Below are 23,831 nucleotides of genomic sequence, written 5' to 3' on the forward strand. Positions count from 1 at the left end.
CTCCACGCTAGACACGGGGTTACCGGATGTCGCCCGGTTTTCCGGGGCCCGGGTGCGCGGGCCCGGCCCGCGCACGGGTCAGAACGCCGCCCGGATCTCCCCCACCTCCGCGCTGCCGCCCAGCAGCGGCGCCCGGCCGATCCGCGACACCACCGGGGCGTCGATGCCGAGCAGCCGCAGCGCGCGGGCCAGGACCGGGCCGAGCGCCCGGGTCGAACCGTCGTCGATCTTGAAGGCCAGCGCCCTGCCGTCGGCGAGCGCCACCGCCTGGACCGCCTCCGCACCCATCTTGGACAGCGTGCCGGGCACCTCCCGCATCAGCCAGGTGTCGGGACGGCGGGTGCCCGCCACGTACTCGGGGTGGGCGCGCATCGCGTCCGCCACCCGGCGCTCCGCCGTGCCCGGGGGAGCCGTGACGAACGTCCGGAACGCCCGCGCGAGACCCACCAGGCTGATCGCCATCAGCGGCGCCCCGCAGCCGTCCGTGCCCACCGCGGCGACCGGTTCGCCGGCCGCCTCCTCGACGACCTGGTGGACCAGCTGCTGGAGCGGATGGGCCGGGTCGAGATAGCCGGCCGGGTCCCAGCCGTTCTGTCGGCACACCGCGAGCATCGCCGCGTGCTTGCCGGAGCAGTTCATGGTGATCCGCTCCCGGACGTGGCCCGCGGCGAGATACGTCTCCGCCTCGACCGCGTCCAGCGGCAGATCGGGCGGGGTCTGCAGGTCCTCGGGCGACAGTCCGTGCTCGGCGAGCATCTTGCGTACGAGGTCGAGGTGGAAGCCCTCACCCGAGTGGCTCGCGGCGGCCAGCGCCAGCCGCTCCCCGGACAGGTCGAGCCCGGCCCGCAGCACCGCCGCTGCCTGCATCGGCTTGTTGGACGAGCGCGGGAAGACCGGCGCACCCGGATCGCCCAGCGTCAGCTCCACGCTGCCGTCGGCGGCCAGGACGACCAGGGAACCCCGATGGTGGCCCTCGACGAAGCCGGACCGTACGACCTCGGCGAGCACGGGCAGGGCGGGTGCCGGGTCGGATATGGCGGACGGAACTGCGCTGGAGGTCATGGTGGCCTTCCGGGACGGGCGGGACCCGCTCCCGGAAGGGTTGCTTCAGGCGAGCAGGTCGTCTACTTGTGCTTCCCCGTCACGGTACCTGCGGGCGATCTCCGCACTGCAGTCGTCCGCGGTGCGCTGGAGCCGGTGACGGCGCCGGGAGACCTGCTGCTCGTAGCGGACCAGGCGCCCCATGGCCGTGTGCAGCTCCTCGTCCGTCCGGGCGTCGAGGTCGGAGAGCTCGACCTCGGCGAGCGTCTCCGCCGCCAGCTGCCGGTACTCGTCGCTGCGCGGGGTGCTGAGCGTGACGTGCCGCGCGGAGGAGCGGTGCAGCGACGGGGTGTCGGCGAGGATCTCCGAGAGCCGGTCCACCACCGGGGACTCGGGGTCACGCCGCCTGGCCAGTTCGGCCCGCAGGATGTCGATCCGCCCCTGGACCAGCCGCCGCACGTAGCTGAGATCGGCCTCGTCGCGCTGCGCGTCACGGCGCAGTGTGCGCAGCTCCGGCAGCCGCAGCGCGGCCAGTTCGGGCGGGGTCGGCGCGTCAGGACCGTCGTCGAGGCCGTGTCCGGTCCGCTGTACGGGTGGGCGCATGGTGCTCGTACTCGTACCTGCACTGCTGTTGACGCCGGCACGCGTGACCGGCACGGTGCCCGGGGAGTGCCCGGTTCCATGGGTGCTCATGCTTGTGTCCATCCCCTCGACCGGTGCGTCGGCGCACCGCCTCCCGTGCATCGTGCCACTTGGAGGGTGCCGGTGGAGATGCTCTGTACCCGTTCAGCCCAAGATAGGTTGGTCTGTATGCGTGCAGTGGTACAGAGGGTGGACGGAGCGAGCGTCACGGTGGCCGGCGCCGGGGGCGAGGGCGGCGGCCCCGAGGTGGTCGGCGAAATCGTCGGCGAGGGGCTGTGTGTGCTGGTGGGGGTCACCCACGGGGACACCGCGCAGAAGGCGGCTCAGCTCGCCCGCAAGCTCTGGTCGGTCCGCATCCTGGAGGGCGAGAAGTCCTGCTCCGATGTGAATGCGCCACTTCTGGTGATTTCGCAGTTCACTCTCTACGGGGACGCCAGGAAGGGCCGCCGCCCCACCTGGAACGCCGCCGCTCCCGGCGAGATCGCCGAGCCGCTGGTCGACGAGGTGGTGGCACAGCTGCGGGCGCTGGGTGCGCGGGTGGAGACGGGCCGGTTCGGGGCGGACATGCGTGTCTCGCTCACCAACCACGGCCCGTTCACCGTCATCGTCGAGGTCTGACCCGGCGGGCGCGGGCTCCGGGGACGCGGCGGGCCTAAGGCTCGACGACCGTCTCCTGAGCGGCCGCCGTGTCCCCCGCCAGCAGCTCCGCGTCCACCGCCACATTCCGCTTCACCAGGGCCAGGGCGATCGGCCCCAGCTCGTGGTGGCGGGCGGAGCTGGTGATGAAGCCCAGCTGACGGCCCTCGGCCCCGTCCGCAGCGAGCCGTACCGGCGTGCCGTGTCCGGGCAGCAGCACCTCGCTGCCGTCCAGGTGCAGGAAGACCAGACGCCGGGGCGGCTTGCCCAGGTTCTGCACCCGGGCCACGGTCTCCTGGCCCCGGTAGCAGCCCTTCTGGAGATGGACGGCGGTGCCGATCCAGCCCAGCTCGTGCGGGATGGTCCGGTGGTCGGTCTCGAAACCGAGGCGGGGCCGGTGGCCCTCGACGCGCAGCGCCTCGTAGGCCAGCACCCCCGCGACCGGACCGTTCTGCGCCGCGTACGTCTCCAGTTCGGCGCGGGGCAGGAACAGGTCGCGGCCGTACGGCGTCTCCCGTACGGCGGCGCCCTCCGGCACCTCCGCGATGGAGCCGGCCGGCAGGTACACGACCGCGAAGTCCGCGGTGCGGTCGGCGACTTCGACCCGGTAGAAGAACTTCATCGACTCCAGGTACGCGATCAGCTCGCCCTGGGTGTCCGGCTCCACGTGCATCCACACGGTCTCGCCGTCGTCGACGAGGTACAGGGCGTGCTCGATGTGCCCGTTCGCGGTGAGGATCAGGGACTCGGTGGCCTGCCCCGGGGCGAGGTCGCTGACGTGCTGGGTGATCAGGAGGTGCAGCCACGCCAGCCGGTCGCTCCCGGTGACGGTGACGACGCCGCGGTGCGACAGGTCGACGAGGCCGGAGCCGTCGGCGAGGACACGCTGCTCGCGGAACAGGTCGCCGTAGTGCGCGGCGACGCCTTCGTCGCAGCCCTCGGCGGGGACGGCGCCGGGCAGGGACAGCAGGGGCTCTTCATGCGACCAGCGTACGACTCGGCTCAGGCGTGGGGCCCGGCAGCCGGTTCCCCGGCCCCCTCGGCCGCCTTGGCCGCGCAGTCGGCACAGCGGCCGAAGATCGCGAAGTGCTTCATGTCCGTCTCGAACCCGAACGTGCCGCGCAGCTTCTCGGTGAATTCGGCGACGACACCGACATCGGCCTCGATGACGTTCGTGCAGTCCCGGCAGACCAGATGGATGTGGTGGTGGCGGTCGGCCAGGTGATACGTCGGCGCGCCATGGCCCAGATGGGCGTGGCTGACCAGTTCGAGCTCCTCGAGGAGCTCCAGGGTCCGGTAGACCGTCGAGATGTTCACGCCGGACGCGGTCCGGCGCACCTCGGACAGGATGTCGTCGGGCGTCGCGTGTTCCAGCGTGTCGACGGCTTCCAGGACAAGCTGCCGCTGCGGCGTCAGCCGGTAGCCGCGCTGCCGAAGATCGGTCTTCCAGTCGGTGCTCACCACAGGCCCAGTGTAGGTCCGGGTGAGCCCGTGGCCCCAGCCGTACGCGGAACGGACCTGGGCTACTTGAAGAACGCGATCCCGTCGTCCGGCAGGTCACCGAGGCTCTTCGCCATCGCCTCGACCTCTTCGGGGGTGACGACCTTCTTCAGGTGCGCCGACATGTACGGCCGCAGCTCCACGTCGGGCGTGGACTTCTCGCCGACCCACATCAGGTCGCTGTTCACGTAGCCGTAGAGCCGCTTGCCACCGTTGTACGGGCCGGAGGCCGCGGTCCGGGCCACCGCGTCGGTGACCAGGTCGATCTGCGGCTTCTGGTGGGCCAGCTCGCCGTACCAGATCTCGATGACGCCCTGGTCGCGGACCATGACGACCTCGACCTTGCGGTCCTTGTCGATGCGCCAGTAGCCGGACTCGGACTCCAGGGGCCGGACCTTGTTGCCCTCGCCGTCGAGCACCCAGGAGTGCGAGACGTACTCCAGGAAGTCCCGGCCGTCGTGGCTGAAGGAGACCTCCTGGCCGAAGTTGCACTTCTCGGCGCCGGGGAAGTCGGACACACCCGCGCCCGCCCAGTTGCCCAGGAGGAAGACCAACGGGACGAGGTCCGGGTGGAGGTCGGACGGAATCTCGATCATGAGCGGCTCAGACGATCTGTGAGGCGGGGAGACAGGGAGGCGAGGGACGCGCGGGGACGTAAGGGCTAGCGCTGACCCTGGTACAGCTTCTTCACGGTCACGCCGGCGAAGGCGAGGGTGCCGACACAGACCAGGACCAGCAGGGTGGTGAAGAATGCCTCAAGCACGGGAGCTCCTTGTACGAGCGGTATGGCAGCAGTACGGGCCGGGTCCCAGCCTAATGGGTGGGGGCCCCGCCCGTCGGTTCGGGGTTTGCCGCGGAGCGGCTCGGACCGGCGGTGGACCTTGCGGCATCACCGTCCGGTGGACCACGCAGGACGCGGGTCCGGCGCCGTCCCGCCCCCCGGCCCGGTCCTCGCCGGGACGCACCGGCCGGCGCGTCCCCGGGCCGCCACGCGCCGCCTGGGCCGCGAGGCCGGGGATTACAGTCGGCACATGCCGAAGAAGCTCGTGATCAAGGTGACCGCAGGTGCCGACTCCGCCGAGCGCTGCGCGCAGGCGTTCACAGTGGCGGCGGTCGCTGTCGCCAGTGGCGTGGAGGTCTCGCTCTGGCTGACCGGCGAGTCCGCCTGGTTCGCCCTGCCGGGGCGCGCCGCCGAGTTCGAACTGCCGCACTCGGCCCCGCTGCCGGATCTGATCGAGTCGATCCAGGCGGGCGGCCGGATCACGCTCTGCACACAGTGCGCGGCCCGCCGCGACATCACCGAACAGGACGTCCTGGAAGGGGTGCGGATCGCCGGCGCCCAGGTCTTCGTCAGCGAGATCATGGCCGAAGGCGTCCAGGCCCTCGTCTACTGACGGACTCGTCCACCGGCGCGGTCAGCGGCGGCGCTTCTTGCCGTCGAGCTCGTCCCACCACTCGTCGGACTTCGGATCGCCGGACGGATCGTCCCACCAGCGGTCCTCCGGCCCCCTGCGGTTGGCGACCATCGCCGCGACGGGCGGAATGACCATGGCGACCACGCACATGGCGATGGCGGCAGGCATCGACCAGAGCCTCACGAAGGCCCAGGCGGAGACGAACAGGACGAGGCATCCGCCCATCATCAGGAAATAGCCGCGCCGGCGTCGGGCGTACATATGTCCAGCGTAGGCCCGATCGGCCCGCCCAGCCGGTCCTGGGCGGGACCGGGCGGCCGCGGACGGCACGAAGGGCCGTACCCCGGTTTCAGGAAGCGTCCAACCCCCTGGGGCACGGCCCTTCGGCCGGTTCGTCTGCGGAGCCGCGTCAGCTCCTAGGGTCTTACGTTCGGATCAGGCCGGACCAGGGCACGCGAGCCAGGCTTGATCCGAACCGAGAGGCCCTAGACGGCGATGGCCACCTCGGAGAGCCCGCCCGTCTGCGCCACGACCGTGCGGTCTGCGCTGCCGCCCGGGACCAGGGCGCGGAGCGTCCAGGTGCCCTCGGCCGCGTAGAAGCGGAACTGGCCGGTGGCCGAGGTCGGGACCTCGGCGGTGAACTCACCGGTCGAGTCCAGCAGGCGGACGTAACCGGTGACGGGCTCGCCGTCGCGGGTCACGCTGCCCTGGATGGTGGTCTCACCGGGCTTGATCGTCGAAGCGTCGGGGCCGCCGGCCTTTGCTCCACACATGGCGTTCTGTCCTTCTGGTCGGGGGTCGTGCTGGTCGGGAGTCCGAAGACTTACGGAGTGGCGCGAAGACCTACTTGTTGGCGCCGAGCTCGATCGGCACGCCCACGAGCGAGCCGTACTCGGTCCACGAGCCGTCGTAGTTCTTGACGTTCTCCTGGCCGAGGAGCTGGTGCAGCACGAACCAGGTGAGCGCGGAGCGCTCACCGATGCGGCAGTAGGCGATGGTGTCCTTCGCCAGGTCGACCTGCTCGTCCTCGTAGAGGGCCTTGAGCTCGTCGTCCGACTTGAAGGTGCCGTCGTCGTTGGCGTTCTTCGACCACGGGATGTTGCGGGCGCTCGGCACGTGGCCGGGACGCTGCGACTGCTCCTGCGGGAGGTGGGCCGGGGCGAGCAGCTTGCCGCTGAACTCGTCGGGCGAGCGCACGTCGACCAGGTTCTGGCTGCCGATGGCCTTCACGACGTCGTCGCGGTAGGCGCGGATCGACTCGTCCTGCGGCTTGGCCTTGTACGTGGCGGCCGGGCGGGACGGGATCTGGTCGCCGTCGACCAGGTCGCGGGAGTCGAGCTCCCACTTCTTGCGGCCGCCGTCGAGCAGCCGGACGTCCTGGTGGCCGTAGAGCTTGAAGTACCAGAACGCGTAGGACGCGAACCAGTTGTTGTTGCCGCCGTAGAGGACGACCGTGGTGTCGTTGCCGATGCCCTTGCCGGACAGCAGCTCCTCGAAGCCGGCCTGGTCGATGAAGTCACGGCGGACCGGGTCCTGGAGGTCCTTGGTCCAGTCGATCCGGATCGCGTTCTTGATGTGGTTCTTCTCGTACGCGGAGGTGTCCTCGTCGACCTCGACGATGGCAACCTTCGGGTCGTCGATGTGGGCCTCGACCCAGTCGGCGTCTACCAGGACATCACTGCGGCTCATTCTTTTCTCCTCCGGGGCAGTCTGCGGCGAGATGATGCGAGATGGTGCGTGATGCGGATGTGCGGGGCACGGGTTCGGCGCGTGCACAGAGGCATCGGGATGGCCCCGACGAACGGTCGAAGGGCCGGGAATGCGGGAAATCGACAGAATCCCGCTCAGACAGTGCGACAGAGCATGGCGGCGACGCGGCACAGGTCCACTGCCCGCCGCTTCGTGAGATCCGCCTGTCCCCGCTGTCGGAGACCGCTAATAGAGCACTGCATGGGACCGATCGTAGGGACGTACGGCCGGACATGTCACCGTTGTGTCGCATATTGAGACACGATCGTCCATCATGCGAGATACAGAGGGAGAAGCGGCCGCCCTCGGGCCGCCCGCGGGGGTTCGGCGCGCACCGGACATCTACGGAACGGACGCGGCCGTCTCAGTATGTGGCGCGGGGGTGCGCACAGGCGGTAGCGACCCACTACCCGGCCGCGGCGGAAGTTATCCGGCGAGAGCGACGTCGGTGCCCGTCACGGAGATCTCCAGCCCCTCGGCGGTCGGCTGGATCCGCTGCAGCTTCAGGCCGTTCGGCAGTCCGCCGACCTCACGCTCGAAGTCGGTCTTCTCGCGCACCAGCGCCTCGAGTCCGGGGATTCCCTCGCCCGGCACCTTGTCGGCGTGCACCCGGACGGTGTGGCCGTCGACCAGGGTGACGGTGGACAGGACGCTGCGGGAGATCGTGCGGCCGAGGATGTTGACCGCGCCGGTCACTTTCACCTTGCCGTTGCCGCCGTACTCGACGGCGACGTCCTCACTGGCAGCCGCGGTGAGGTCCTTGTACGAGACGACGGCCGTGCCGGTCGCCCGTGCGGCGGTGGCGCCGGAGAAGCCGTCGGTCAGCCGCACCTGGTGCAGCTCGGCGTTCATCCTGCTGATCCGGAGCTTGCGGCCGCCCGCGCTGGTCTCGATGCCGGTGATCTTCACGTCGACCTCGTCGAGCTCCGATCCGGCGACCTGGGTCAGGAACGGGAAGCCCTTGATGGAGACGTCCGTCGAGCCGATCCGCGCCCCGGAGACCTGCACCCGGTCCGCGGCCTGGTCCTCGGCGAAATAGACCGCCGCACGGTCCACGGCGATGAACACACCGGCCAGAACCACCACGAGGACCAGCAGTATTCGCAGTGCACGCATGCCTAGTTCTCCCCCACCTGCGTCCGTTCGGACTCCTGGAGTCCGTGAGCCTACTGCGGCCGCACGTCACGCCCCGGGTGATCGACGAGCAGAAGCCCCCCGACGGTTCCCCGCGGAGGGCTTCGGCCTGCCTGTGCGCACGTGACGGGCTACGAGATCATGCGGCCGATCAGATAGACGGCGGGGGCGGCCGCGGTGAGCGGCAGCGCCACTCCGGCGGTCATGTGCACGAAGCGTGACGGGTAGTCATAGCTCGCCACCCGCAGCCCGATCAGCGCACAGCCGCCCGCGGCGAGGCCGAGCAGCGCACCCTGCACGCCGAGGTCGGTGGCGACGCCCGCCACCGCGCCGGCACCCGCTGCGACGACCAGCGCCGCCACCACCGAGGCCGGTCCGGGCAGCGGCAGCGCCCGGACGAGCACCGCGAGTGCGACGGCGACCCCGCCGACCGTCACGGCGTCCGGAACCGCCGCGAGGTGCCCGGCAGCCAGGATCGCGAGGGCGGCCGAGGCGACGGTGGCCATCAGCCCCTGCATCCGCTCGTCGGCGTCCGCCCGGCTGCGCAGCTGGAGGACGACGGTGAGCAGCACCCAGACGCCGAGGGTGCCGAGGATCGCGGCGGGGCCGTTCTCCCGGCCCGCGGCCAGCAGGGCCACGTCGGCGACGAGGCCGCCCGCGAAGGCGAGCGCGATGCCCTGGCGGGCCGGCCACATGCCGTTGAGCCGGAACCAGCCGGCCGCGGTCACCGCCTGGAGCAGCACCAGCGGGACGACCAGTGCGTAGGAGCCGACGGCCGCACCGAGCGCGAGCAGCAGCCCGAGCCCCGCGGTGATCGCGGCCGGCTGCAGACCGGGCGCGATGATCGGCGAACGGCCCTCGGCGCGCGCCCGCTGGGCGTCGGTGATGCGGCTGTTGCCCAGCGTGGTGGGCGCGCTGTATCCGTCCTCGCCCGGCGCGGCGGCCGCGGGGGCCGCCTCCGGAGCGGGCGCACCGGGGGCCGCCGCGGCCTCGGGGGGCAGCGGGTACGAGCCGGACGCGCCCTGCGGCGGCAGGTAGGCGTTGTCGGCGGCGGGCCGGTCGGGCGCGACACCCTGAGCCGGCTGGGACGGCTGCGAAGGCTGAGACGGCTGTGACACCTGCGCCGGCCGGATGGTGGGCTGGTACTGGGTGTCCCAGGTCTGGCCCTCCCAGGTCTGCGCCACGCCCTGCTGCCCGGCCGGCCAGCCGGCCCCGGGCTGCGGCTGAGAAGCCTGCTGGGGCTGCTGGGACTCGTAGGGCTGCTGCGCGGCCTGCTGGGGCTCGTAGGGCTGGGGCTCGTACGGCTGCTGCTGCTGCGCGGCCTGCTGGGGCTCGTACGGCTGTTGCTGCGCGGCCTGGTGCGGGTGCTGGGGAGCCTGGGGCGGGCTGTACGCGCCCTGCGTGCCGTACCCGGCCGGGTCTCCCGCGTAGGGCGCCTGCTGCCCGTAGGACGGGTCGCCGTAGGACGGGTCGCCGTAGGACGGGTCGCCGTAGGACGGGTCGCCGTACGGCTGACCGCCGTAGGGCTGCTGCCCGTACGGCGACTCCGGGTACCCCTGGTCCGCCTGGGGCCGCTCCCCGTACGCCTGCCCGCCGTAGGACGGATCGGCCGGGTCCCGGTACGGCTGCTGCTGTCCGGGCTGCGGCTGCTGCCCGTACGGCTGCTGCGGGTACGGATGCTGCTGATCGCTGCTGCTCATGTTCTGCGGTTCACCCTCCTGCGAACGGCGGGAGCACCTCGACCGTGCCGCCCTCGGCAAGGCGTACGGTCTCATGGCTCCGGGTCCCGACGGGGTCACCGTCGATGAGGAACGAACACCTTTGCAGCACTTGGGTCAGCTCGCCGGGGTGCTGCTCGCGCGCCGTGTCGAGCGCTTCCTTGAGCGTCGCGGCGGTGTACGGCTCCTCCGCGGTTCCGGCCGCGGCCTTGGCCGCTGCCCAGTAGCGGATCGTTCCCGCAGGCATGGCTGCGCTCCTCTCGTCTCGCGTCGGCTCACGCATTCGGCTGTCCATCATCGTTCACCGCGTCACCGGGTCATCGCCCAGTCGGCGATGCGCGTGAGCAGGGTCTCGTCCGCCGCGTTCTCCGCGTGTCCCATGCCGCGCTCCAGCCAGAGCTCAGCGGCCCCGTCCGCCGCGGCGGCGGCCAGCATCCTCGGGTGGTCGAGCGGGAAGTACGGGTCCCGGTCGCCGTGCACGATCAGCAGCGGCGCCGGGGCGATGTGCGGGACCGCGTCGACCGGGGAGAGCGGGACCGGGTCCCAGTCGTTGCGGTCGATCCGGGTCCGGAAGCCGTACCGCCCGACCAGCCGGCCGGTGGGGCGGGTGACCACCCAGTGCAGCCGCCGCATCGGGGCCGTACCCCGGTAGTACCAGCGCGCCGGGGCGCTCACGGACACCACCGCATCCGCGTGCGCCCCCTCACGCGCTTCTGTGCGCCCCCCGTGCGCCGCAACGGATCGGACGCCCTCGGCCTCCGCCGCGGGAGCCGTATACAGCGCCCCGTGCCGCAGCACCACGGAACCGCCCATGGAGAACCCGACCGTAACGACGCGCCGGTGTCCGAGCGACCGCGCCCAGGCCACCGCGGCCGCCAGATCCAGCACCTCGCGGTCGCCCACCGTGGACCTGCCGCCGGAGCCGCCGTGCCCCCGGAAGGAGAACGTGACCACCGCCGCACGCTGGGAGAACACCCCCGCGGCGCGGCGCACGGCGGGACGGTCCACCGAACCGGTGAACCCGTGCGCGACGACGATCGCCGTACCCGCGTCACCGGCCGCCGCGCCCGCGCCGTCATCCGCCGTACACGGGTCGTACACCGCCTCGATCAGGACCCCGTCATCGGCCGGCAATGTGGTCCGCAACGACCCGCGCGTGATCAAGGGAACAGAGGAACTCCGAAATCGCCCCTCGGACACAGAACTCATGTGGGCTATTCTGCTGGGAAGAGGATCCGGGCAATGCAGCCCCCGGGTCCTTTTGTGCTTTCCGCGCGTTGTTACGACGACGTTTCGACAAGCTCAGCGGTCCTGGGCGCGGGGCCGCACCGGTAAAAACCGTATGACGAAACGTCGTACGGAACACACGAATAAGCGTACGAAGCAGTGCCGCATACTCCCCCGGGTCCCACCCGGGAGTGCCCCTCTCGCAGGGAACGAGGAGGACCGACGTAATGGGCGAGCCAACCGTGCACGATCATCGACCGACGACCCAGGCAGGTGGGCGGCGATGAGTTCACTGCTGCTCCTGACGAATGCCCTCCAACCGTCGACGGAGGTGCTTCCCGCCCTCGGCCTCCTGCTGCACAGCGTGCGGGTCGCCCCCGCCGAAGGACCCGCTCTCGTCGACACCCCGGGTGCCGACGTCATTCTCATCGACGGACGGCGTGACCTGCCTCAGGTCCGCTCGCTCTGTCAGCTGCTGCGGTCCACCGGACCCGGCTGTCCGCTGATCCTCGTCGTCACGGAGGGCGGCCTGGCGGCCGTCACCGCCGACTGGGGGATCGACGACGTGCTGCTCGACACGGCGGGCCCCGCCGAGGTCGAGGCGCGACTGCGGCTGGCCACCGGCCGGCAGCAGATCACCTCCGACGACTCCCCGATGGAGATCCGCAACGGCGACCTGTCGGTCGACGAGGCGACGTACAGCGCGAAGCTGAAGGGCCGGGTCCTGGACCTGACCTTCAAGGAATTCGAACTGCTCAAGTACCTGGCGCAGCACCCCGGCCGGGTCTTCACCCGTGCCCAGCTGCTCCAGGAGGTCTGGGGCTACGACTACTTCGGCGGTACGCGGACGGTCGACGTCCATGTCCGGCGGCTGCGCGCCAAGCTCGGCCCCGAGCACGAGTCGCTCATCGGCACCGTCCGCAACGTCGGCTACCGCTTCGTCGCACCGGAGAAGGTGGAGCGGGCCGCCGCCGAGGAGGCCAAGGCTGCCGCCGCGAAGGCGGCCGCCGAAACCCTCACCCGTTCGGAGCAGCCGGAGGTTGCCGAGGTGACGGAAGAAGCCCCGGTCCGGCCTGCCAAGAGGTAGTTCCATCCGCGTAGACTGCCGCGCGTGGCCAAGGTGACGCGGGACGATGTGGCGAGACTGGCGGGGACGTCGACCGCGGTCGTCAGCTACGTCATCAACAACGGACCCCGGCCGGTTGCCCCGGCCACGCGCGAGCGGGTACTCGCCGCGATCAAGGAGCTGGGCTACCGGCCCGACCGGGTCGCCCAGGCGATGGCCTCGCGGCGGACCGATCTCATAGGGATGATCGTGCCGGACGCGCGGCAGCCGTTCTTCGCGGAGATGGCGCACGCGGTCGAACAGGCCGCGGCCGAGCGCGGGAAAATGGTGCTGGTCGGCAACTCCGACTACCGCGACGAGCGCGAGGTCCACTACCTGCGGGCGTTCCTCGGCATGCGGGTCTCCGGGCTGATCCTGGTCAGCCAGGGCCCCAGCGAGCGCGCGGCCGCCGAGATAGAGGCGTGGGACGCCCGGGTCGTGCTGCTCCACGAGCGGCCCGAGGCGATCGACGACGTCGCGGTCGTCACCGACGACGTCGGCGGCGCCCAGCTCGCCACCCGGCACCTGCTGGAACACGGCAACGAGTACGTGGCGTGCCTCGGCGGCATGGAGTCGACCCCGGTGGTCGGCGACCCGGTCGCCGACCACGTCGAGGGCTGGCGCCGGGCGATGCACGAGTCGGGACGCTCGACGCAGGGCCGGCTCTTCCAGGCCCCGTACAACCGCTACGACGCCTACCGGGTGGCACTGGAGCTCCTCGCGGGCCCGGACCGTCCCCCGGCGATCTTCTGTGCGACGGACGACCAGGCCATCGGCGTGCTGCGGGCCGCGCGCGAGCTGCGGATCGACGTGCCGGGCGAGCTCGCGGTCGCGGGCTTCGACGACGTGAAGGAAGCCGGTCTGACCGATCCGCCGCTCACGACGGTCTTCTCGGACCGCCCGGCGATGGCGCGGGCGGCCGTGGACCTGGTGCTCGACGACTCGCTGCGGGTGTCGGGCTCGCGACGGGAACGGCTGAAGCAGTTCCCCTCCGCCCTGGTGGTACGGCGCTCGTGCGGCTGCGGGGAGCCCCCGGCGGCGCGGGTGCTGCCCTAACCGCCTGCCGCGGAGGGCAGGCACCGCAGGGTCTTTATATCGGGCATACGAGGTTCTGCCGGGCTTCTCAGGGCGTACTCACGTTGCTCTCATCTTCGCTGGACACTCTCGTAGACATGACAGAGAGCCAGCGCCCGAGCGGCGAGTACCCGATGTACCCCTCGTGCGGCAACGGCGACGCGGCCTACCCGCCGCCGCCGTCATACCAGCCCGCGCAGCCGGTCGGCACGGGTCCCGGAACCACCGTGTGGCCCGGCCCCGGCCAGGCCGACGGGCAGTACACCGGCGGCCAGGGCCACGGTGGCGGTGACGGCTTCCGGGGACACGGGCTGCCGTACCCCGCGCCCGAGCCGCAGCCCTCCCGGCGCCGGGTCCGCCGCCCGGTCGCGCTGCTCGCGGCGGTGGCCATCGCCGCGGCGATCGTCGGCGGCGGCACCGCCACCGTGATCGGGCAGCTCACCGACCACGGCACCGACAGCACGGGCAGCGGCGTCATCCCCGGCACCACGGTCTCGCAGAGCAGCAAGGGCACCGTCTCCGGCGTGGCCAAGGCCCTCTCGCCGACGATCGTCGAGATCAAGGCGGCCTCGACCGCGGGCGAGTCCACCGGCTCCGGCGTGATCATCACGTCCGACGGCGAGATCGTCACCAACAATCACGTCGTCGCGGGGTCCTCCTCGGTCAAGGTGACGCTCAGCACCGGCAAGACGTACACCGCCGACGTCGTCGGCACCGACCCGGACAAGGACCTGGCGCTGATCAAGCTCCAGGGCGCGAGCGGGCTGAAGACGGCCACGCTCGGCGACTCCTCCAAGGTCGCCGTCGGCGACCAGGTCGTCGCGATCGGCTCACCCGAGGGCCTCACCGGCACCGTCACCAGCGGCATCGTGTCCGCGCTCAACCGCGATGTCACCGTCGCCAAGGACGGCGACAGCGGCCAGGGGCAGGGACAGGGCCAGGGCCAGGAACAGGGCGGGCAGAGCGGCGGACAGCAGTGGCCGTTCGAGTTCGGCGGCCAGCAGTTCAACGGCGAGACCGGCGACTCCACCACCACGTACAAGGCCCTGCAGACCGACGCCTCGCTCAACCCGGGCAACTCCGGCGGTGCGCTGATCAACATGAACGGCGAGATCATCGGCATCAACTCCGCCATGTACTCGGCGAGTTCGGCCGAGAGCTCCGGCGGCTCCAGTGCGGGCAGCGTCGGTCTCGGCTTCGCCATCCCGGTGAACACCCTCAAGGCCGACCTCGACACCCTGCGGGCCGGCAACAGCTCCTGAGGAGACAGCCATGCACCACCTGACCGACAACGCCACCGACACCGGCCCCGCCGGCCTGACCCTGACGTTCGCACTCGTCGCGTTCCTCGCCGAGCGGACCACGGAGCAGGGTGCGGGGACCGCGGGGAAGCAGCCCCGCGCCGCCGAACTCCGCACCGACGGCAGCCGCAGAAGCCGTGCCGCGCGACGCCGCGCCACGGCCGTGCGAGGCTGAGGGGCTGAGAAGCCGAGGGGCCGGGCGCGCCGCGCCCCGCTCCGCTCCGCACGGAACGAGAAGAGGACGAAGCAGCGATGAGCCCCGCCGAAGACGATCCGCAGCGCATCCTGGTCGTCGACGACGAGCCCGCCGTGCGCGAGGCCCTGCAGCGCAGTCTCGCGTTCGAGGGCTACGGCACCGAGGTCGCCGTCGACGGTCTCGACGCCCTCACGAAGGCGGAGTCCTACGCCCCCGACCTCATCGTCCTCGACATCCAGATGCCGCGGATGGACGGGCTGACCGCCGCCCGCCGCATCCGCGCCACGGGCACCACCACGCCCATCCTGATGCTCACCGCCCGCGACACCGTCGGCGACCGCGTCACCGGACTCGACGCGGGCGCCGACGACTACCTGGTCAAGCCCTTCGAGCTGGACGAACTCTTCGCCCGCATCAGGGCCCTGCTGCGCCGCAGCTCGTACGCGGCCTCGGCGGGCGGGCCCGTCCCCGACGACAACGTGCTGTCCTTCGCCGACCTGCGGATGGACCTGTCCACCCGCGAGGTCACCCGAGGCACCCGCCGCGTCGAGCTGACCCGTACCGAATTCACCCTGCTGGAGATGTTCCTGGCCCACCCGCGCCAGGTGCTGACCCGTGAGCAGATCCTCAAGGCGGTGTGGGGCTTCGACTTCGAACCCAGCTCCAACTCCCTGGACGTGTACGTGATGTACCTGCGCCGCAAGACGGAGGCGGGTGGCGAACCCCGCCTGGTCCACACGGTGCGGGGCGTCGGGTACGCGCTGCGGGCCGGGGGTGGGGACGGGTGACGGGGCCCCTGCACCGCTTCCGCGCCCTGCCGCTGCGCTCCCGGCTGGCCCTGCTGGTCGCGACCGCGGTCGCGGTGGCGGTGGCGGCGGTGGCGGCGTCGTGCTGGTTCGTGACGAAGGCGCAGCTGGAGCACCAGCGGGACGCGACACTGCGCAACTCCACCGTCGACGAGGCCTATCTGAGCGGCCTGTACAAGTACTGCACGGGAACGAGTGCACAGCCGCCCCGGCCCTTCTCCGGCGCGGACACCGTCCAGCTCGTCGATTCCAGGGGCACAGTCTGCGTGGCGCCGAAGGCAGGGGAGGACACGAAGGCGGCAGAACTTCCGGTGAGCGCAGCCGACCTCGCGGTGGTCAACGGGGTGCAGCAGGGCGCGCTGCATTCGGAGACTGCGGCGAACGGCGTGCGGATGCGCGTCTACACCTCGCCGCTCCCCAACAGGGCCGGGCCGCAGCTCACCGGCCTCGCCGTGTCCATCGCCCGGCCCGCGAGCGAGGTGACCAAACCCCTCTCCAGCCTCGCCTGGCTCCTCCTCATCGTCTCCGGCATCGGAGTCGTCGGCGCCGGCGCGGCCGGGCTGTGGGTCGCCCGGTCCGGTCTGCGTCCCGTGGACGAGCTCACCGAGACCGTCGAGCACGTCGCCCGCACCGAGGACCTGACCGTCCGCATCCCGGTCGAGGGCGAGGACGAGATCGCCCGGCTGTCCCGCTCCTTCAACTCGATGACCGCCTCGCTCGCCACCTCCCGCGACCGCCAGGCACAGCTCATCGCGGACGCCGGCCACGAGCTGCGCACCCCGCTGACCTCCCTGCGCACCAACGTGGAGCTCCTCGCCCGCAGCGACGAGACGGGCCGGGCCATCCCGCCCGACGACCGCAGGGCCCTGATGACCTCGGTGAAGGCGCAGATGACGGAGCTCGCCTCACTCATCGGCGACCTCCAGGAACTCGCCCGCCCGGACGCCGCCGAGCACGGCCCGCTCCAGGTGGTCGCGCTCCATGACATCGCGCAGACCGCCCTGGACCGGGCCCGGCTGCGCGGCCCCCAGCTGACCGTCACGGCCGACCTGGACCCCTGGTACGTGCGGGCGGAAGCGGCCGCGCTGGAGCGGGCGGTGGTCAACGTCCTGGACAACGCGGTCAAGTTCAGCCCGCCCGGCGGCACCGTCGAGGTCGCCCTGCACAGCGGTGAGCTGACGGTCCGCGACCACGGCCCCGGCATCCCCGCCGACGAACTCCCGCACGTCTTCGAGCGCTTCTGGCGCTCCCCGTCCGCCCGCCAGCTCCCCGGCTCGGGCCTGGGCCTGTCGATCGTCGCGCGCACGGTCCAGCAGTCGGGCGGCGAGATCGCCCTGAACCCGGCGCCGGGCGGCGGCACGGAAGCCGCGATCCGGCTGCCGGGAGCGCCGCAGCCGCCACCGGATCACTGAGCGGTCCCGAGTCCCGCAAGGAAAAGGGCGCCTGCCGGTTCGTCGTCGCACACGAACCGGCAGGCGCCCTTCGGCATGTCCGGGTCCCGCTCCCCGGCCGATGACCCGCGGTACGGAGGGTTGACCGCTCCCGGAACGCGCGCCTACAGTCCCGAATGCGATCTGCGGATGTGTACATCATCTGCATATGTAGACGCGTTGAGCAGAGGAGCTCCGAGTTGTCGACGTTCGACGGCGTGCTGTTCTTTCCGGTGACACCGTTCACCTCCTCCGGTTCGGTCGATCTGCGGGCGCTCGCCGAGCACGTCCGTACCGGTCTCGACGCGGGCCCCGGCGGCGTCTTCGTCGCGTGCGGCACCGGCGAGTTCCACGCCCTCGAACCCCAGGAGTACGCCCAGGTGGTGCGCGCGGCCGTCGAGGTCGTCGACGGCCGGGTGCCGGTGTACGCGGGTACCGGCGGGGCACTGCCGCTCGCCCGGCAGTTCGCCCGGGCCGCGCGGGAGGCCGGGGCCGACGGTCTGCTGCTGCTGCCGCCGTACCTCGTCCAGGGGCCGCCCGCCGGACTCGTCGCGTACACCAGGGCGGTGGCGGAGGCGGCCGACCTGCCGCTCATCGTCTACAACCGGGGAACCGCCCGTTTCGACACCGCGTCCGCCGTGGAAGTGGCCCTGCTGCCCCAGGTCGTGGGCTTCAAGGACGGCCACGGCGATCTGGAGCAGCTCGCCCGCAGTGTGGTCGCGGTCCGTTCGGCGCTGCGGGAGGGGGGCGGCGACAAGCCCTTCCAGTTCTTCAACGGCATGCCCACCGCCGAGGCCACCGTGCCCGTCTACCGGGGCATCGGCGTCGAGCTGTACTCCTCCGCGGTGTTCTGCTTCGCGCCGGAGATCTCCCTCGCCTACTACGAGGCCGTGACCAAGGGCGACGACCGCCTGGTCGAGCGGTTCCAGAGCGTGTTCTTCCACCCGCTGATCGCACTGCGCGACCTGGTCCCCGGCTACGCCGTCTCGCTGGTCAAGGCGGCCGTGCGCCAGCGCGGCCTCGATGTCGGCGGGGTGCGGCCGCCGCTGGCCGATCCCGCGCCCGAGCACCTGGAGGAGCTGCGGAGCATCACCGCGGCCGGCCTCGCGCTGTGCGCGGAGGTGACGGTCTGATGGGCGACGCCATCAACATCACCTCGGTCTCGGTGACGCCGGTCGCCTTCCGCGACCAGGCGCTCCTCAACGCCGTGGGTGTGCACGAGCCGTACGCGCTGCGCGCCGTCATCGAGGTCACCACCGACCAGGGGATCACCGGGCTGGGTGAGACCTACGCGGACGAGGGCCATCTGCGGCGGCTGACGGCGGCCGGCCGGGCGCTGGTCGGGATGGACGTGCACGCGCTGAACGCGATGCACGCCAAGGTGGCCGAGGTGCTGGGCGGCGACAGCGGGACCGACGGCCACGGACTCACCGGGATGATCACCTCCAGCTCCACCGTGGACCGGGTCTTCTCCCCCTTCGAGGTCGCCTGCCTGGACATCCGGGGCAAGGCCACCGGACGCCCGGTCTCCGACCTGCTGGGGGGCGCGGTGCGCGAGCACGTGCCGTTCAGCGCCTACCTCTTCTACAAGTGGGCCGGCCATCCCGGCGCGGCCCCCGACGACTACCCCGAAGCACTGGACAGTGCGGGAATCGTCGCCCAGGCGCAGCGCATGGTGGGCACGTACGGCTTCTCGGCGATCAAGCTGAAGGGCGGGGTGTTCCCTCCCGAGCAGGAGATCGAGGCCGTCCTGGCGCTGCGCGAGGCCTTCCCCGACACCCCGTTGCGGCTCGACCCCAACGCCGCGTGGAGCGTGGAGACCTCCCTGGAGGTCGCCCGCCGGCTCGACGGCGTACTGGAGTACCTGGAGGACCCCACGCCCGGCCTCGAAGGAATGGCCCGGGTCGCGCGCGGGGCGAGCATGCCGCTGGCGACGAACATGTGCGTCGTCGCCTTCGACCAGCTCGCCCCGGCCGTCGCCCAGGACTCGGTCCAGGTGGTCCTCTCCGACCACCACTACTGGGGCGGGCTGCACCGGTCGAAGCTGCTGTCCGGGATCTGCGACACCTTCGGCATGGGGCTGTCCATGCACTCCAACTCGCATCTGGGCATCAGCCTTGCCGCGATGACGCACCTGGCCGCCGCCACCCCGAACCTCACCTACGCCTGCGACACCCACTGGCCGTGGAAGTCGGAGGAGGTCGTCCAGGAGGGCGCGCTGGCGTTCTCCGACGGAGCGGTACGGGTGCCGACCGGCCCGGGACTCGGCGTCGAGCTCGACCGGGACGCGCTGGCCCGGCTGCACGAGCAGTACCTGCGGTGCGGCCTGCGCAACCGGGACGACACCGGCTACATGCAGAGCATCGAACCCGGCTACCGGGCGCAGTCCCCGCGCTGGTAGCGCCCGGCATCGTCACGACGCCCCGGCCGGCTTCACCGCCGAGCCGGCCACGGCGGCGCCCGCCGGGTGACGGCGGCTAGCCGCCTCCTCTTGTTGTTGCACGCGAGAAACGCTGAAGGAGATTCAACGATGAATGACCGGAACGCGCGCGGCACCGCCCGGCGAAGGCTCGTCCGAACGGCACTCGCCGCGGCCCTGGTCGCGGGGGCCGCCCTGCCCGCGGGGCACGCCTTCGCCCGGAGCGGCGACGACACCCCCACCGGCACCGCGTTCACGCTGAACGCCACGGCGGACAGCGCCGGTGCCCGCCTCACCGGCGACCACCAGGGCTTCTCCGTCGAGTCCGCGGACTTCGCCCACGGGTACCTGACCGAGGACCGGATGGCCGACCGGCTCAGGACTCTGGGGAACGACGGGGTGCTCCGGCTGGGCGGCTACTCGATGGACCTGGTGTGGCCCGCGTTCGGCAGATGGAGCGGCTCGCCCGCGCCGAAGGAGGCGATCGGCGGCACCGTCGACCGGTCCGACCTCGACGCGCTGCGGAAGCTGGTGCGCGCCTCCGGGTGGAAGGTCACCCTCGGCGTCCCGCTGAAGTCCGTCGTCGACCCGGCCGTGCTGAAGGACCCGGCGAAGGACCCGGCCCCGAAGGTGTCGCTCGACCAGGTGGTCGCCGAGGTGAAGGCGGCGCACGAGACGCTCGGTGACGACCTGCTGGCGGTGGAGGTGGGCAACGAGTTCGACAACGTCACCACCATGACCGGCGGCGACATGTGGGAGACGGTGAAGCGCTACGAGGCCGCCATCCACGCGGCCCTCCCGCACGCCGGCATCAAGGTGCTCGGCCCGTCGGCCAACACGGCGGCGACCAACACCAGGCTCGACGAGTTCGCCTCGGCCGCGGCGGCGGACACCACCGTGAAGCCGGAGAGGATCCTCTCCGAGCTCTCCTCCCACCTGTACCCGGGCAGCCACTGCGGGACGTCGGACATGCCGCTCCCGCAGGTCCTCGCGCCGCAGACGTACACGAAGACCCGGACCAAGCTGGCCGGCATCAGGGAGATCGGGGCCCGGTTCGGTGACCGCATCCCGATGACGCTGAACGAGTCCAACAGCGCCTCGTGCAGCGGCCAGCCGGGTGTCAGCAACGCGTACGTGACGTCGCTGTGGTCGCTGGACCACCTGATGCAGACCGCGCAGAGCGGCGTGAGCCAGGTCGAGTTCCACACCAACACCGCGGCGGTCTGCGGGGACTTCAAGCCCCGCGACTCGGCCGAGTACCCGGTCTCCTACCGCTACTACGGGGCGTTCTGCGCGGCGGACCGGGCGGAGCTCGACGCGAACGGGCTCTCGGCCACCCCGCTGTACTACGGCCTCTGGGCGTTCCGGCAGGTCCCGCAGGGCCGGTTCGTCGACCTCGGGCTCGCGGACGCCGATCTGGGCAGGCTGCGGGCGTACGGCGTGCAGGGCCGGGGCGGCGAGCTGACGCTGGTGCTCATCAACGTCCAGGACCCTGCGACGGCCGGCAGCACGAGCGACGACGTCACGATCGGCCTCCCGTCCTCGTACGGCAGGGGCCGCGCGGTGACGCTGCGGACCTCGGCGGCGGACGGGCTCGCCTCGACGGACGCCTCCGCCGTCAGTCTGGGCGGCCGCACCGTGTCCCCGGCGGGCAGGGCGTCCGGGACACCCCGGACGACTCCCGTGCAGGTCGGTCACCGGTCCGCGACGGTCAGCGTGGCGCCGGGCACGGCGCAGCTGGTGACGCTGTCCCGCTAGGGACGGCGCCGCCTTGGCACGCGAGCCCCGGCATGATCCGAACGAGAGGCATCAGGAGGTGCACCGCCGGGCGGACGGAGTGCCCGTCCGCCCGGCGGCGGGCCGGCTACCTGATGCCCTCGCGGCGCAGGTTGCGGGCCAGGTCCACCGCGTGCTGCAGAACGGCCTCGCCCACCCTGGCCAGTTCCTTCTCGGTCGCCTGCGCCACCGGGATCGAACAGCTGATGGCGTCGGTCGCCGGGATGCGGTACGGGACCGAGGCCGCCACACAGCACAGCCCCGGGGTGTTCTGTTCGCGCTCCACCGCCCACCCGCGCTCGCGGGCCTCCTCCAGCTCGGCGCGCAGCTCGCCGCGCCTGGTGACGGTGTTCTCGGTCAGCTGGTCCTGCTCGACGTCGGCCATCAGGAGCTCGACCTCCGGCGGGGTCAGCTCGGCCAGCAGCGCCTTGCCCAGCGCGGTCGCGTGGGCAGGGAGCTGGCGCCCCACCCGGGACGTGAGCCGGTGGGAGTCGGTCGCCTCGCGGCTGGCCAGATAGATGACGTGGGGAAGGTCGAGGCGGGCGTAGTGGGTGGTGTAGCCGACCTCTTCGCGCAGGCGCTCGATCTGGCGGATCGCCGGCGGCAGCGCCGGATCACGGTCCAGGTAGGCGGTGCCGCACAGCAGTGCGCGCGGCCCGATGCCGAAGGCCAGATCACCCTCGGGGTTCTCCACCCACTTGAGGGCGCTGAGGGTGCGGAGCAGGGCGTAGAGGCTGGACCGGGGATAGCCGGTGGCCTCCTGCAACTGCCCCAGGGACAGCCGTTCGGAGGAGGCCGCCAGGGCTTCCATGATCAGGACCGCACGCTCCGCCGACTTGACCAGGCCGCGTCCCGACTCCTCGGTCTCGCTCGTGGACGGGGTCGCCTTTTGTCCAACCAATGAAAACCCTCCCAAGTCATTGACCGTCATCATACGGCGGGCTAGCCTCCCGCCTGATCGATGTCCATGGATGAAATCCATGTCTACATATGCAGACCGCGTTTTCGTCGAACGAACCGTAATCACCGCTCACTGCCCCACCGCCGGCCGGCGAGAGCCGACCCGGCAACTAGGAGTTCACATGGCTGCGTTGGACTGGGTCGCTCTCGGCGGCTACTTCGTCGTGATGCTGCTGATCGGCTTGTGGTCGCACAAGCGCGTCAGCAGCGTCAGCGACTACTTCACCGGCGGCGGCCGGATGCCCTGGTGGCTCTCCGGCATCTCCCACCACATGTCCGGCTACAGCGCCGCCGTGTTCGTCGCCTACGCCGCGGTCGCCTACAGCTACGGGATCACCGTCTACGTCTGGGCGTTCATACCCCTGGCCATCGGCACCGGCCTCGGCGCGGTGGTCTTCGCGCCCCGCTGGAACCGGCTGCGCAAGCGCTACGGGGTGGCCTCGCCGCTGGAGTACCTGGCCACGCGCTACAACGTGCCCACCCAGCAGGCCCTCGCCTGGAGCGGGACCCTGCTGAAGGTCTTCGACGTGGCCGCCAAGTGGGCCTCGGTGGCGATCCTGCTCAACGTGTTCACCGGCATGAACATGAACAGCGGCATCGTGCTCACCGGTGTGATCACGCTGTTCTACTGCACGGTGGGCGGCCTCTGGGCGGACGCCCTCACCGACTTCGGCCAGTTCGTCATCCAGGGGATAGCCGCCGTCGCGATGGTCGTGGTGGTGCTCGGCAAGCTGGGCGGGATCTCCGGCCTGGGCACGCTGTGGGACGACCTTCCCGCGCACCACACCGAGCCGCTGGTCGGCCCGTACACCGCGACCTTCCTGACCGCCTACATCATCATCAAGATCTTCGAGTACAACGGCGGCATGTGGAACCTGGCCCAGCGCTACATGGCCACCGAGACCCCGCGCGACGCACGCCGCTCCGCCGGACTCTCCGCGGTGCTCTACCTGATCTGGCCGGCCTTCCTGCTCTTCCCGTCCGTCGCCGCACCCGTCCTGCTGCCGCACGTCGCCGACCCTCAGCAGGTCTACGCGCTCATGAGCGAGAAGTTCCTGCCCGCCGGCCTGGTGGGCCTCACGCTCGCCGGGATGTTCTCCCACACGATGGCCATGGCCTCCTCGGACGCCAACGCCATCTCCGCCGTCGTCACCCGCGACATGATGCCCGTCATCTCCCGCAGGGCCCGCGGCATGAGCGAGAAGTCCGCGCTGCTCGCCGCCCGGATCGTGACGGTCGCCTTCATCACGCTCAGCATGCTCGTGGCCATCGAGGCGGACCACTTCGGCGGCGTCCTCGGCATCATCGTCGCGCTCGTCGCCGCCGTCATGGGCCCCATCTCCATCCCCCTGCTGCTCGGACTGCTGCCCGCCTTCCGCAGGTTCGGGCCGCGCGCGGCGCTCATCTCCTGGGCCGCGGGACTGATCGGGTACTGGATCGTCAAGTACGGGATCAGCAGCACCGACCAGACCACGGTCGTCCTCACCCCGCTGGTGACCTCGCTGGTGCTCTACCTGGTGATCGGGCTGGTGAGCCCCGAGCCCAGCCCGGAGGCGGACGCGCTCGTCGCGGCGGTGTCCTCCGACGGCGACGACGACGGCAGCGCCTACGCCGGGACCGGCGCCGTACCCGCACCCGTACGGGAGCAGCAGCCGGTGTCCAGGGCCGAGGACTGAGCCCCGCAGGCCCGCACCGACGGCCG

At 71.5% G+C, this 23,831-nt stretch carries 26 protein-coding genes; 12 read left to right on the forward strand and 14 right to left on the reverse strand.

The annotated features are described in order from the left end of the window. Positions 1–78: 78 nt before the first annotated feature. Together LNW71_RS13580 and LNW71_RS13585 are read right to left on the reverse strand one after the other, a co-directional pair. Positions 79–1,062 carry an asparaginase gene (locus tag LNW71_RS13580; RefSeq protein ID WP_250968471.1) on the reverse strand — a complete coding sequence of 328 codons (984 nt, stop codon included), beginning with the start codon at positions 1,060–1,062 and terminating at the stop codon, positions 79–81. 45 nt (positions 1,063–1,107) lie between these two features. Continuing rightward, positions 1,108–1,734: an ABC transporter substrate-binding protein gene (locus LNW71_RS13585; protein WP_250968472.1), complete on the reverse strand. Its 627-nt coding sequence runs from the start codon at positions 1,732–1,734 to the stop codon at positions 1,108–1,110. A gap of 117 nt (positions 1,735–1,851) precedes the next feature. Here LNW71_RS13585 and dtd point away from each other — a divergent pair, with 117 nt between their 5' ends. Next, positions 1,852–2,301, forward strand: coding sequence for a D-aminoacyl-tRNA deacylase (gene dtd, locus LNW71_RS13590; RefSeq protein WP_250968473.1), 450 nt, complete (start codon positions 1,852–1,854; stop codon positions 2,299–2,301). A gap of 34 nt (positions 2,302–2,335) precedes the next feature. Here dtd and LNW71_RS13595 read toward each other — a convergent pair whose 3' ends face one another. Genes LNW71_RS13595 through LNW71_RS13605 form a run of 3 tightly spaced genes read right to left on the reverse strand, consistent with a single transcriptional unit; the run spans position 2,336 to position 4,415 of the window. Then, positions 2,336–3,325 carry a glycine cleavage T C-terminal barrel domain-containing protein gene (locus tag LNW71_RS13595; protein WP_250971992.1) on the reverse strand — a complete coding sequence of 330 codons (990 nt, stop codon included), beginning with the start codon at positions 3,323–3,325 and terminating at the stop codon, positions 2,336–2,338. Continuing rightward, the gene (locus LNW71_RS13600) at positions 3,322–3,783 is read right to left on the reverse strand and encodes a transcriptional repressor (protein WP_250968474.1); all 462 of its coding nucleotides are present in this window, start codon (positions 3,781–3,783) and stop codon (positions 3,322–3,324) included. Before LNW71_RS13600 ends, LNW71_RS13595 begins: the two co-directional genes overlap by 4 nt. Before the next feature lie 59 nt (positions 3,784–3,842). Continuing rightward, on the reverse strand, positions 3,843–4,415 hold the full coding sequence (locus tag LNW71_RS13605; protein WP_250968475.1) for an FABP family protein: 573 nt from the start codon (positions 4,413–4,415) through the stop codon (positions 3,843–3,845). Positions 4,416–4,850: 435 nt separating this feature from the next. Here LNW71_RS13605 and LNW71_RS13610 point away from each other — a divergent pair, with 435 nt between their 5' ends. Beyond that, entirely contained in the window at positions 4,851–5,213 is a 363-nt protein-coding gene (locus LNW71_RS13610) for a DsrE family protein (protein WP_250968476.1), read from the forward strand. Between the two features lie 21 nt (positions 5,214–5,234). Here the strand turns inward: LNW71_RS13610 and LNW71_RS13615 are convergent, their stop codons facing one another. From LNW71_RS13615 to LNW71_RS13645, 8 genes are all read right to left on the reverse strand, one after another. Further along, positions 5,235–5,495: a DUF3099 domain-containing protein gene (locus LNW71_RS13615; protein ID WP_250968477.1), complete on the reverse strand. Its 261-nt coding sequence runs from the start codon at positions 5,493–5,495 to the stop codon at positions 5,235–5,237. A gap of 224 nt (positions 5,496–5,719) precedes the next feature. Further along, positions 5,720–6,007 carry a DUF1416 domain-containing protein gene (locus LNW71_RS13620; protein WP_018490348.1) on the reverse strand — a complete coding sequence of 96 codons (288 nt, stop codon included), beginning with the start codon at positions 6,005–6,007 and terminating at the stop codon, positions 5,720–5,722. Between the two features lie 70 nt (positions 6,008–6,077). Continuing rightward, on the reverse strand, positions 6,078–6,923 hold the full coding sequence (locus LNW71_RS13625; protein ID WP_250968478.1) for a sulfurtransferase: 846 nt from the start codon (positions 6,921–6,923) through the stop codon (positions 6,078–6,080). A 155-nt stretch (positions 6,924–7,078) separates the two neighbouring features. Next, positions 7,079–7,186 carry a putative leader peptide gene (locus LNW71_RS36915; RefSeq protein ID WP_351392369.1) on the reverse strand — a complete coding sequence of 36 codons (108 nt, stop codon included), beginning with the start codon at positions 7,184–7,186 and terminating at the stop codon, positions 7,079–7,081. Between the two features lie 223 nt (positions 7,187–7,409). After that, on the reverse strand, positions 7,410–8,099 hold the full coding sequence (locus LNW71_RS13630; RefSeq protein WP_250968479.1) for a DUF2993 domain-containing protein: 690 nt from the start codon (positions 8,097–8,099) through the stop codon (positions 7,410–7,412). 149 nt (positions 8,100–8,248) lie between these two features. Then, positions 8,249–9,817, reverse strand: a complete 1,569-nt coding sequence (locus LNW71_RS13635; RefSeq protein WP_250968480.1) for a hypothetical protein — start codon at positions 9,815–9,817, stop codon at positions 8,249–8,251. A gap of 10 nt (positions 9,818–9,827) precedes the next feature. After that, positions 9,828–10,082 (reverse strand): MoaD/ThiS family protein, encoded by a 255-nt coding sequence (locus LNW71_RS13640; protein WP_250968481.1) that lies wholly within the window; start codon positions 10,080–10,082, stop codon positions 9,828–9,830. Positions 10,083–10,144: 62 nt separating this feature from the next. Then, a complete protein-coding gene (locus LNW71_RS13645; protein WP_250968482.1) occupies positions 10,145–11,044 on the reverse strand; it encodes a S9 family peptidase in 900 nt (299 codons plus the stop codon). Between the two features lie 301 nt (positions 11,045–11,345). Between LNW71_RS13645 and LNW71_RS13650 the strand changes: the two genes are divergently transcribed. The 9 genes from LNW71_RS13650 to LNW71_RS13690 all read left to right on the forward strand — a co-directional run bounded on the left by LNW71_RS13650 (position 11,346) and on the right by LNW71_RS13690 (position 21,151). Next, complete coding sequence (locus LNW71_RS13650; protein ID WP_250968483.1) at positions 11,346–12,149, forward strand: response regulator transcription factor; 804 nt, start codon at positions 11,346–11,348, stop codon at positions 12,147–12,149. A 24-nt stretch (positions 12,150–12,173) separates the two neighbouring features. Further along, positions 12,174–13,223 carry a LacI family DNA-binding transcriptional regulator gene (locus tag LNW71_RS13655; RefSeq protein WP_250968484.1) on the forward strand — a complete coding sequence of 350 codons (1,050 nt, stop codon included), beginning with the start codon at positions 12,174–12,176 and terminating at the stop codon, positions 13,221–13,223. 116 nt (positions 13,224–13,339) lie between these two features. Then, on the forward strand, positions 13,340–14,503 hold the full coding sequence (locus LNW71_RS13660; protein ID WP_250968485.1) for a S1C family serine protease: 1,164 nt from the start codon (positions 13,340–13,342) through the stop codon (positions 14,501–14,503). 10 nt (positions 14,504–14,513) lie between these two features. Further along, the gene (locus LNW71_RS13665; RefSeq protein ID WP_250968486.1) at positions 14,514–14,717 is read left to right on the forward strand and encodes a hypothetical protein; all 204 of its coding nucleotides are present in this window, start codon (positions 14,514–14,516) and stop codon (positions 14,715–14,717) included. A 77-nt stretch (positions 14,718–14,794) separates the two neighbouring features. After that, entirely contained in the window at positions 14,795–15,526 is a 732-nt protein-coding gene (locus LNW71_RS13670) for a response regulator transcription factor (protein ID WP_250968487.1), read from the forward strand. Next, positions 15,523–16,956: a HAMP domain-containing sensor histidine kinase gene (locus LNW71_RS13675; protein WP_250968488.1), complete on the forward strand. Its 1,434-nt coding sequence runs from the start codon at positions 15,523–15,525 to the stop codon at positions 16,954–16,956. The genes LNW71_RS13670 and LNW71_RS13675 overlap by 4 nt, the downstream gene beginning before the upstream one ends. A gap of 218 nt (positions 16,957–17,174) precedes the next feature. Further along, on the forward strand, positions 17,175–18,107 hold the full coding sequence (locus LNW71_RS13680; protein WP_250968489.1) for a 5-dehydro-4-deoxyglucarate dehydratase: 933 nt from the start codon (positions 17,175–17,177) through the stop codon (positions 18,105–18,107). Next, entirely contained in the window at positions 18,107–19,375 is a 1,269-nt protein-coding gene (locus LNW71_RS13685; protein ID WP_250968490.1) for a glucarate dehydratase family protein, read from the forward strand. The genes LNW71_RS13680 and LNW71_RS13685 overlap by 1 nt, the downstream gene beginning before the upstream one ends. 129 nt (positions 19,376–19,504) lie before the next feature. After that, complete coding sequence (locus LNW71_RS13690) at positions 19,505–21,151, forward strand: glycosyl hydrolase family 79 C-terminal domain-containing protein (RefSeq protein WP_250968491.1); 1,647 nt, start codon at positions 19,505–19,507, stop codon at positions 21,149–21,151. A gap of 106 nt (positions 21,152–21,257) precedes the next feature. Here the strand turns inward: LNW71_RS13690 and LNW71_RS13695 are convergent, their stop codons facing one another. Next, a complete protein-coding gene (locus LNW71_RS13695) occupies positions 21,258–22,070 on the reverse strand; it encodes an IclR family transcriptional regulator (protein ID WP_250968492.1) in 813 nt (270 codons plus the stop codon). A 181-nt stretch (positions 22,071–22,251) separates the two neighbouring features. On the opposite strand from LNW71_RS13695, the gene LNW71_RS13700 reads away from it, so the two are divergent. Beyond that, positions 22,252–23,805, forward strand: coding sequence for a sodium:solute symporter family protein (locus LNW71_RS13700; protein ID WP_250968493.1), 1,554 nt, complete (start codon positions 22,252–22,254; stop codon positions 23,803–23,805). Positions 23,806–23,831 lie beyond the last annotated feature (26 nt).

Origin of the sequence: Streptomyces sp. RKAG290 (assembly GCF_023701695.1) — a bacterium.
GTDB lineage: Bacteria > Actinomycetota > Actinomycetes > Streptomycetales > Streptomycetaceae > Streptomyces.

Excerpts from the sequence above, each read along its gene's own strand:
- LNW71_RS13580 (WP_250968471.1), bottom strand. The coding sequence starts at position 1,062 with ATGACCTCCAGCGCAGTTCCGTCCGCCATATCCGACCCGGCACCCGCC.
- LNW71_RS13585 (WP_250968472.1), bottom strand. The coding sequence starts at position 1,734 with ATGAGCACCCATGGAACCGGGCACTCCCCGGGCACCGTGCCGGTCACG.
- dtd (WP_250968473.1), top strand. The coding sequence starts at position 1,852 with ATGCGTGCAGTGGTACAGAGGGTGGACGGAGCGAGCGTCACGGTGGCC.
- LNW71_RS13605 (WP_250968475.1), bottom strand. The coding sequence starts at position 4,415 with ATGATCGAGATTCCGTCCGACCTCCACCCGGACCTCGTCCCGTTGGTC.
- LNW71_RS13610 (WP_250968476.1), top strand. The coding sequence starts at position 4,851 with ATGCCGAAGAAGCTCGTGATCAAGGTGACCGCAGGTGCCGACTCCGCC.
- LNW71_RS13615 (WP_250968477.1), bottom strand. The coding sequence starts at position 5,495 with ATGTACGCCCGACGCCGGCGCGGCTATTTCCTGATGATGGGCGGATGC.
- LNW71_RS13620 (WP_018490348.1), bottom strand. The coding sequence starts at position 6,007 with ATGTGTGGAGCAAAGGCCGGCGGCCCCGACGCTTCGACGATCAAGCCC.
- LNW71_RS13625 (WP_250968478.1), bottom strand. The coding sequence starts at position 6,923 with ATGAGCCGCAGTGATGTCCTGGTAGACGCCGACTGGGTCGAGGCCCAC.
- LNW71_RS36915 (WP_351392369.1), bottom strand. The coding sequence starts at position 7,186 with ATGCAGTGCTCTATTAGCGGTCTCCGACAGCGGGGACAGGCGGATCTC.
- LNW71_RS13630 (WP_250968479.1), bottom strand. The coding sequence starts at position 8,099 with ATGCGTGCACTGCGAATACTGCTGGTCCTCGTGGTGGTTCTGGCCGGT.
- LNW71_RS13635 (WP_250968480.1), bottom strand. The coding sequence starts at position 9,817 with ATGAGCAGCAGCGATCAGCAGCATCCGTACCCGCAGCAGCCGTACGGG.
- LNW71_RS13640 (WP_250968481.1), bottom strand. The coding sequence starts at position 10,082 with ATGCCTGCGGGAACGATCCGCTACTGGGCAGCGGCCAAGGCCGCGGCC.
- LNW71_RS13645 (WP_250968482.1), bottom strand. The coding sequence starts at position 11,044 with ATGAGTTCTGTGTCCGAGGGGCGATTTCGGAGTTCCTCTGTTCCCTTG.
- LNW71_RS13650 (WP_250968483.1), top strand. The coding sequence starts at position 11,346 with ATGAGTTCACTGCTGCTCCTGACGAATGCCCTCCAACCGTCGACGGAG.
- LNW71_RS13660 (WP_250968485.1), top strand. The coding sequence starts at position 13,340 with ATGACAGAGAGCCAGCGCCCGAGCGGCGAGTACCCGATGTACCCCTCG.
- LNW71_RS13665 (WP_250968486.1), top strand. The coding sequence starts at position 14,514 with ATGCACCACCTGACCGACAACGCCACCGACACCGGCCCCGCCGGCCTG.
- LNW71_RS13670 (WP_250968487.1), top strand. The coding sequence starts at position 14,795 with ATGAGCCCCGCCGAAGACGATCCGCAGCGCATCCTGGTCGTCGACGAC.
- LNW71_RS13685 (WP_250968490.1), top strand. The coding sequence starts at position 18,107 with ATGGGCGACGCCATCAACATCACCTCGGTCTCGGTGACGCCGGTCGCC.
- LNW71_RS13690 (WP_250968491.1), top strand. The coding sequence starts at position 19,505 with ATGAATGACCGGAACGCGCGCGGCACCGCCCGGCGAAGGCTCGTCCGA.
- LNW71_RS13700 (WP_250968493.1), top strand. The coding sequence starts at position 22,252 with ATGGCTGCGTTGGACTGGGTCGCTCTCGGCGGCTACTTCGTCGTGATG.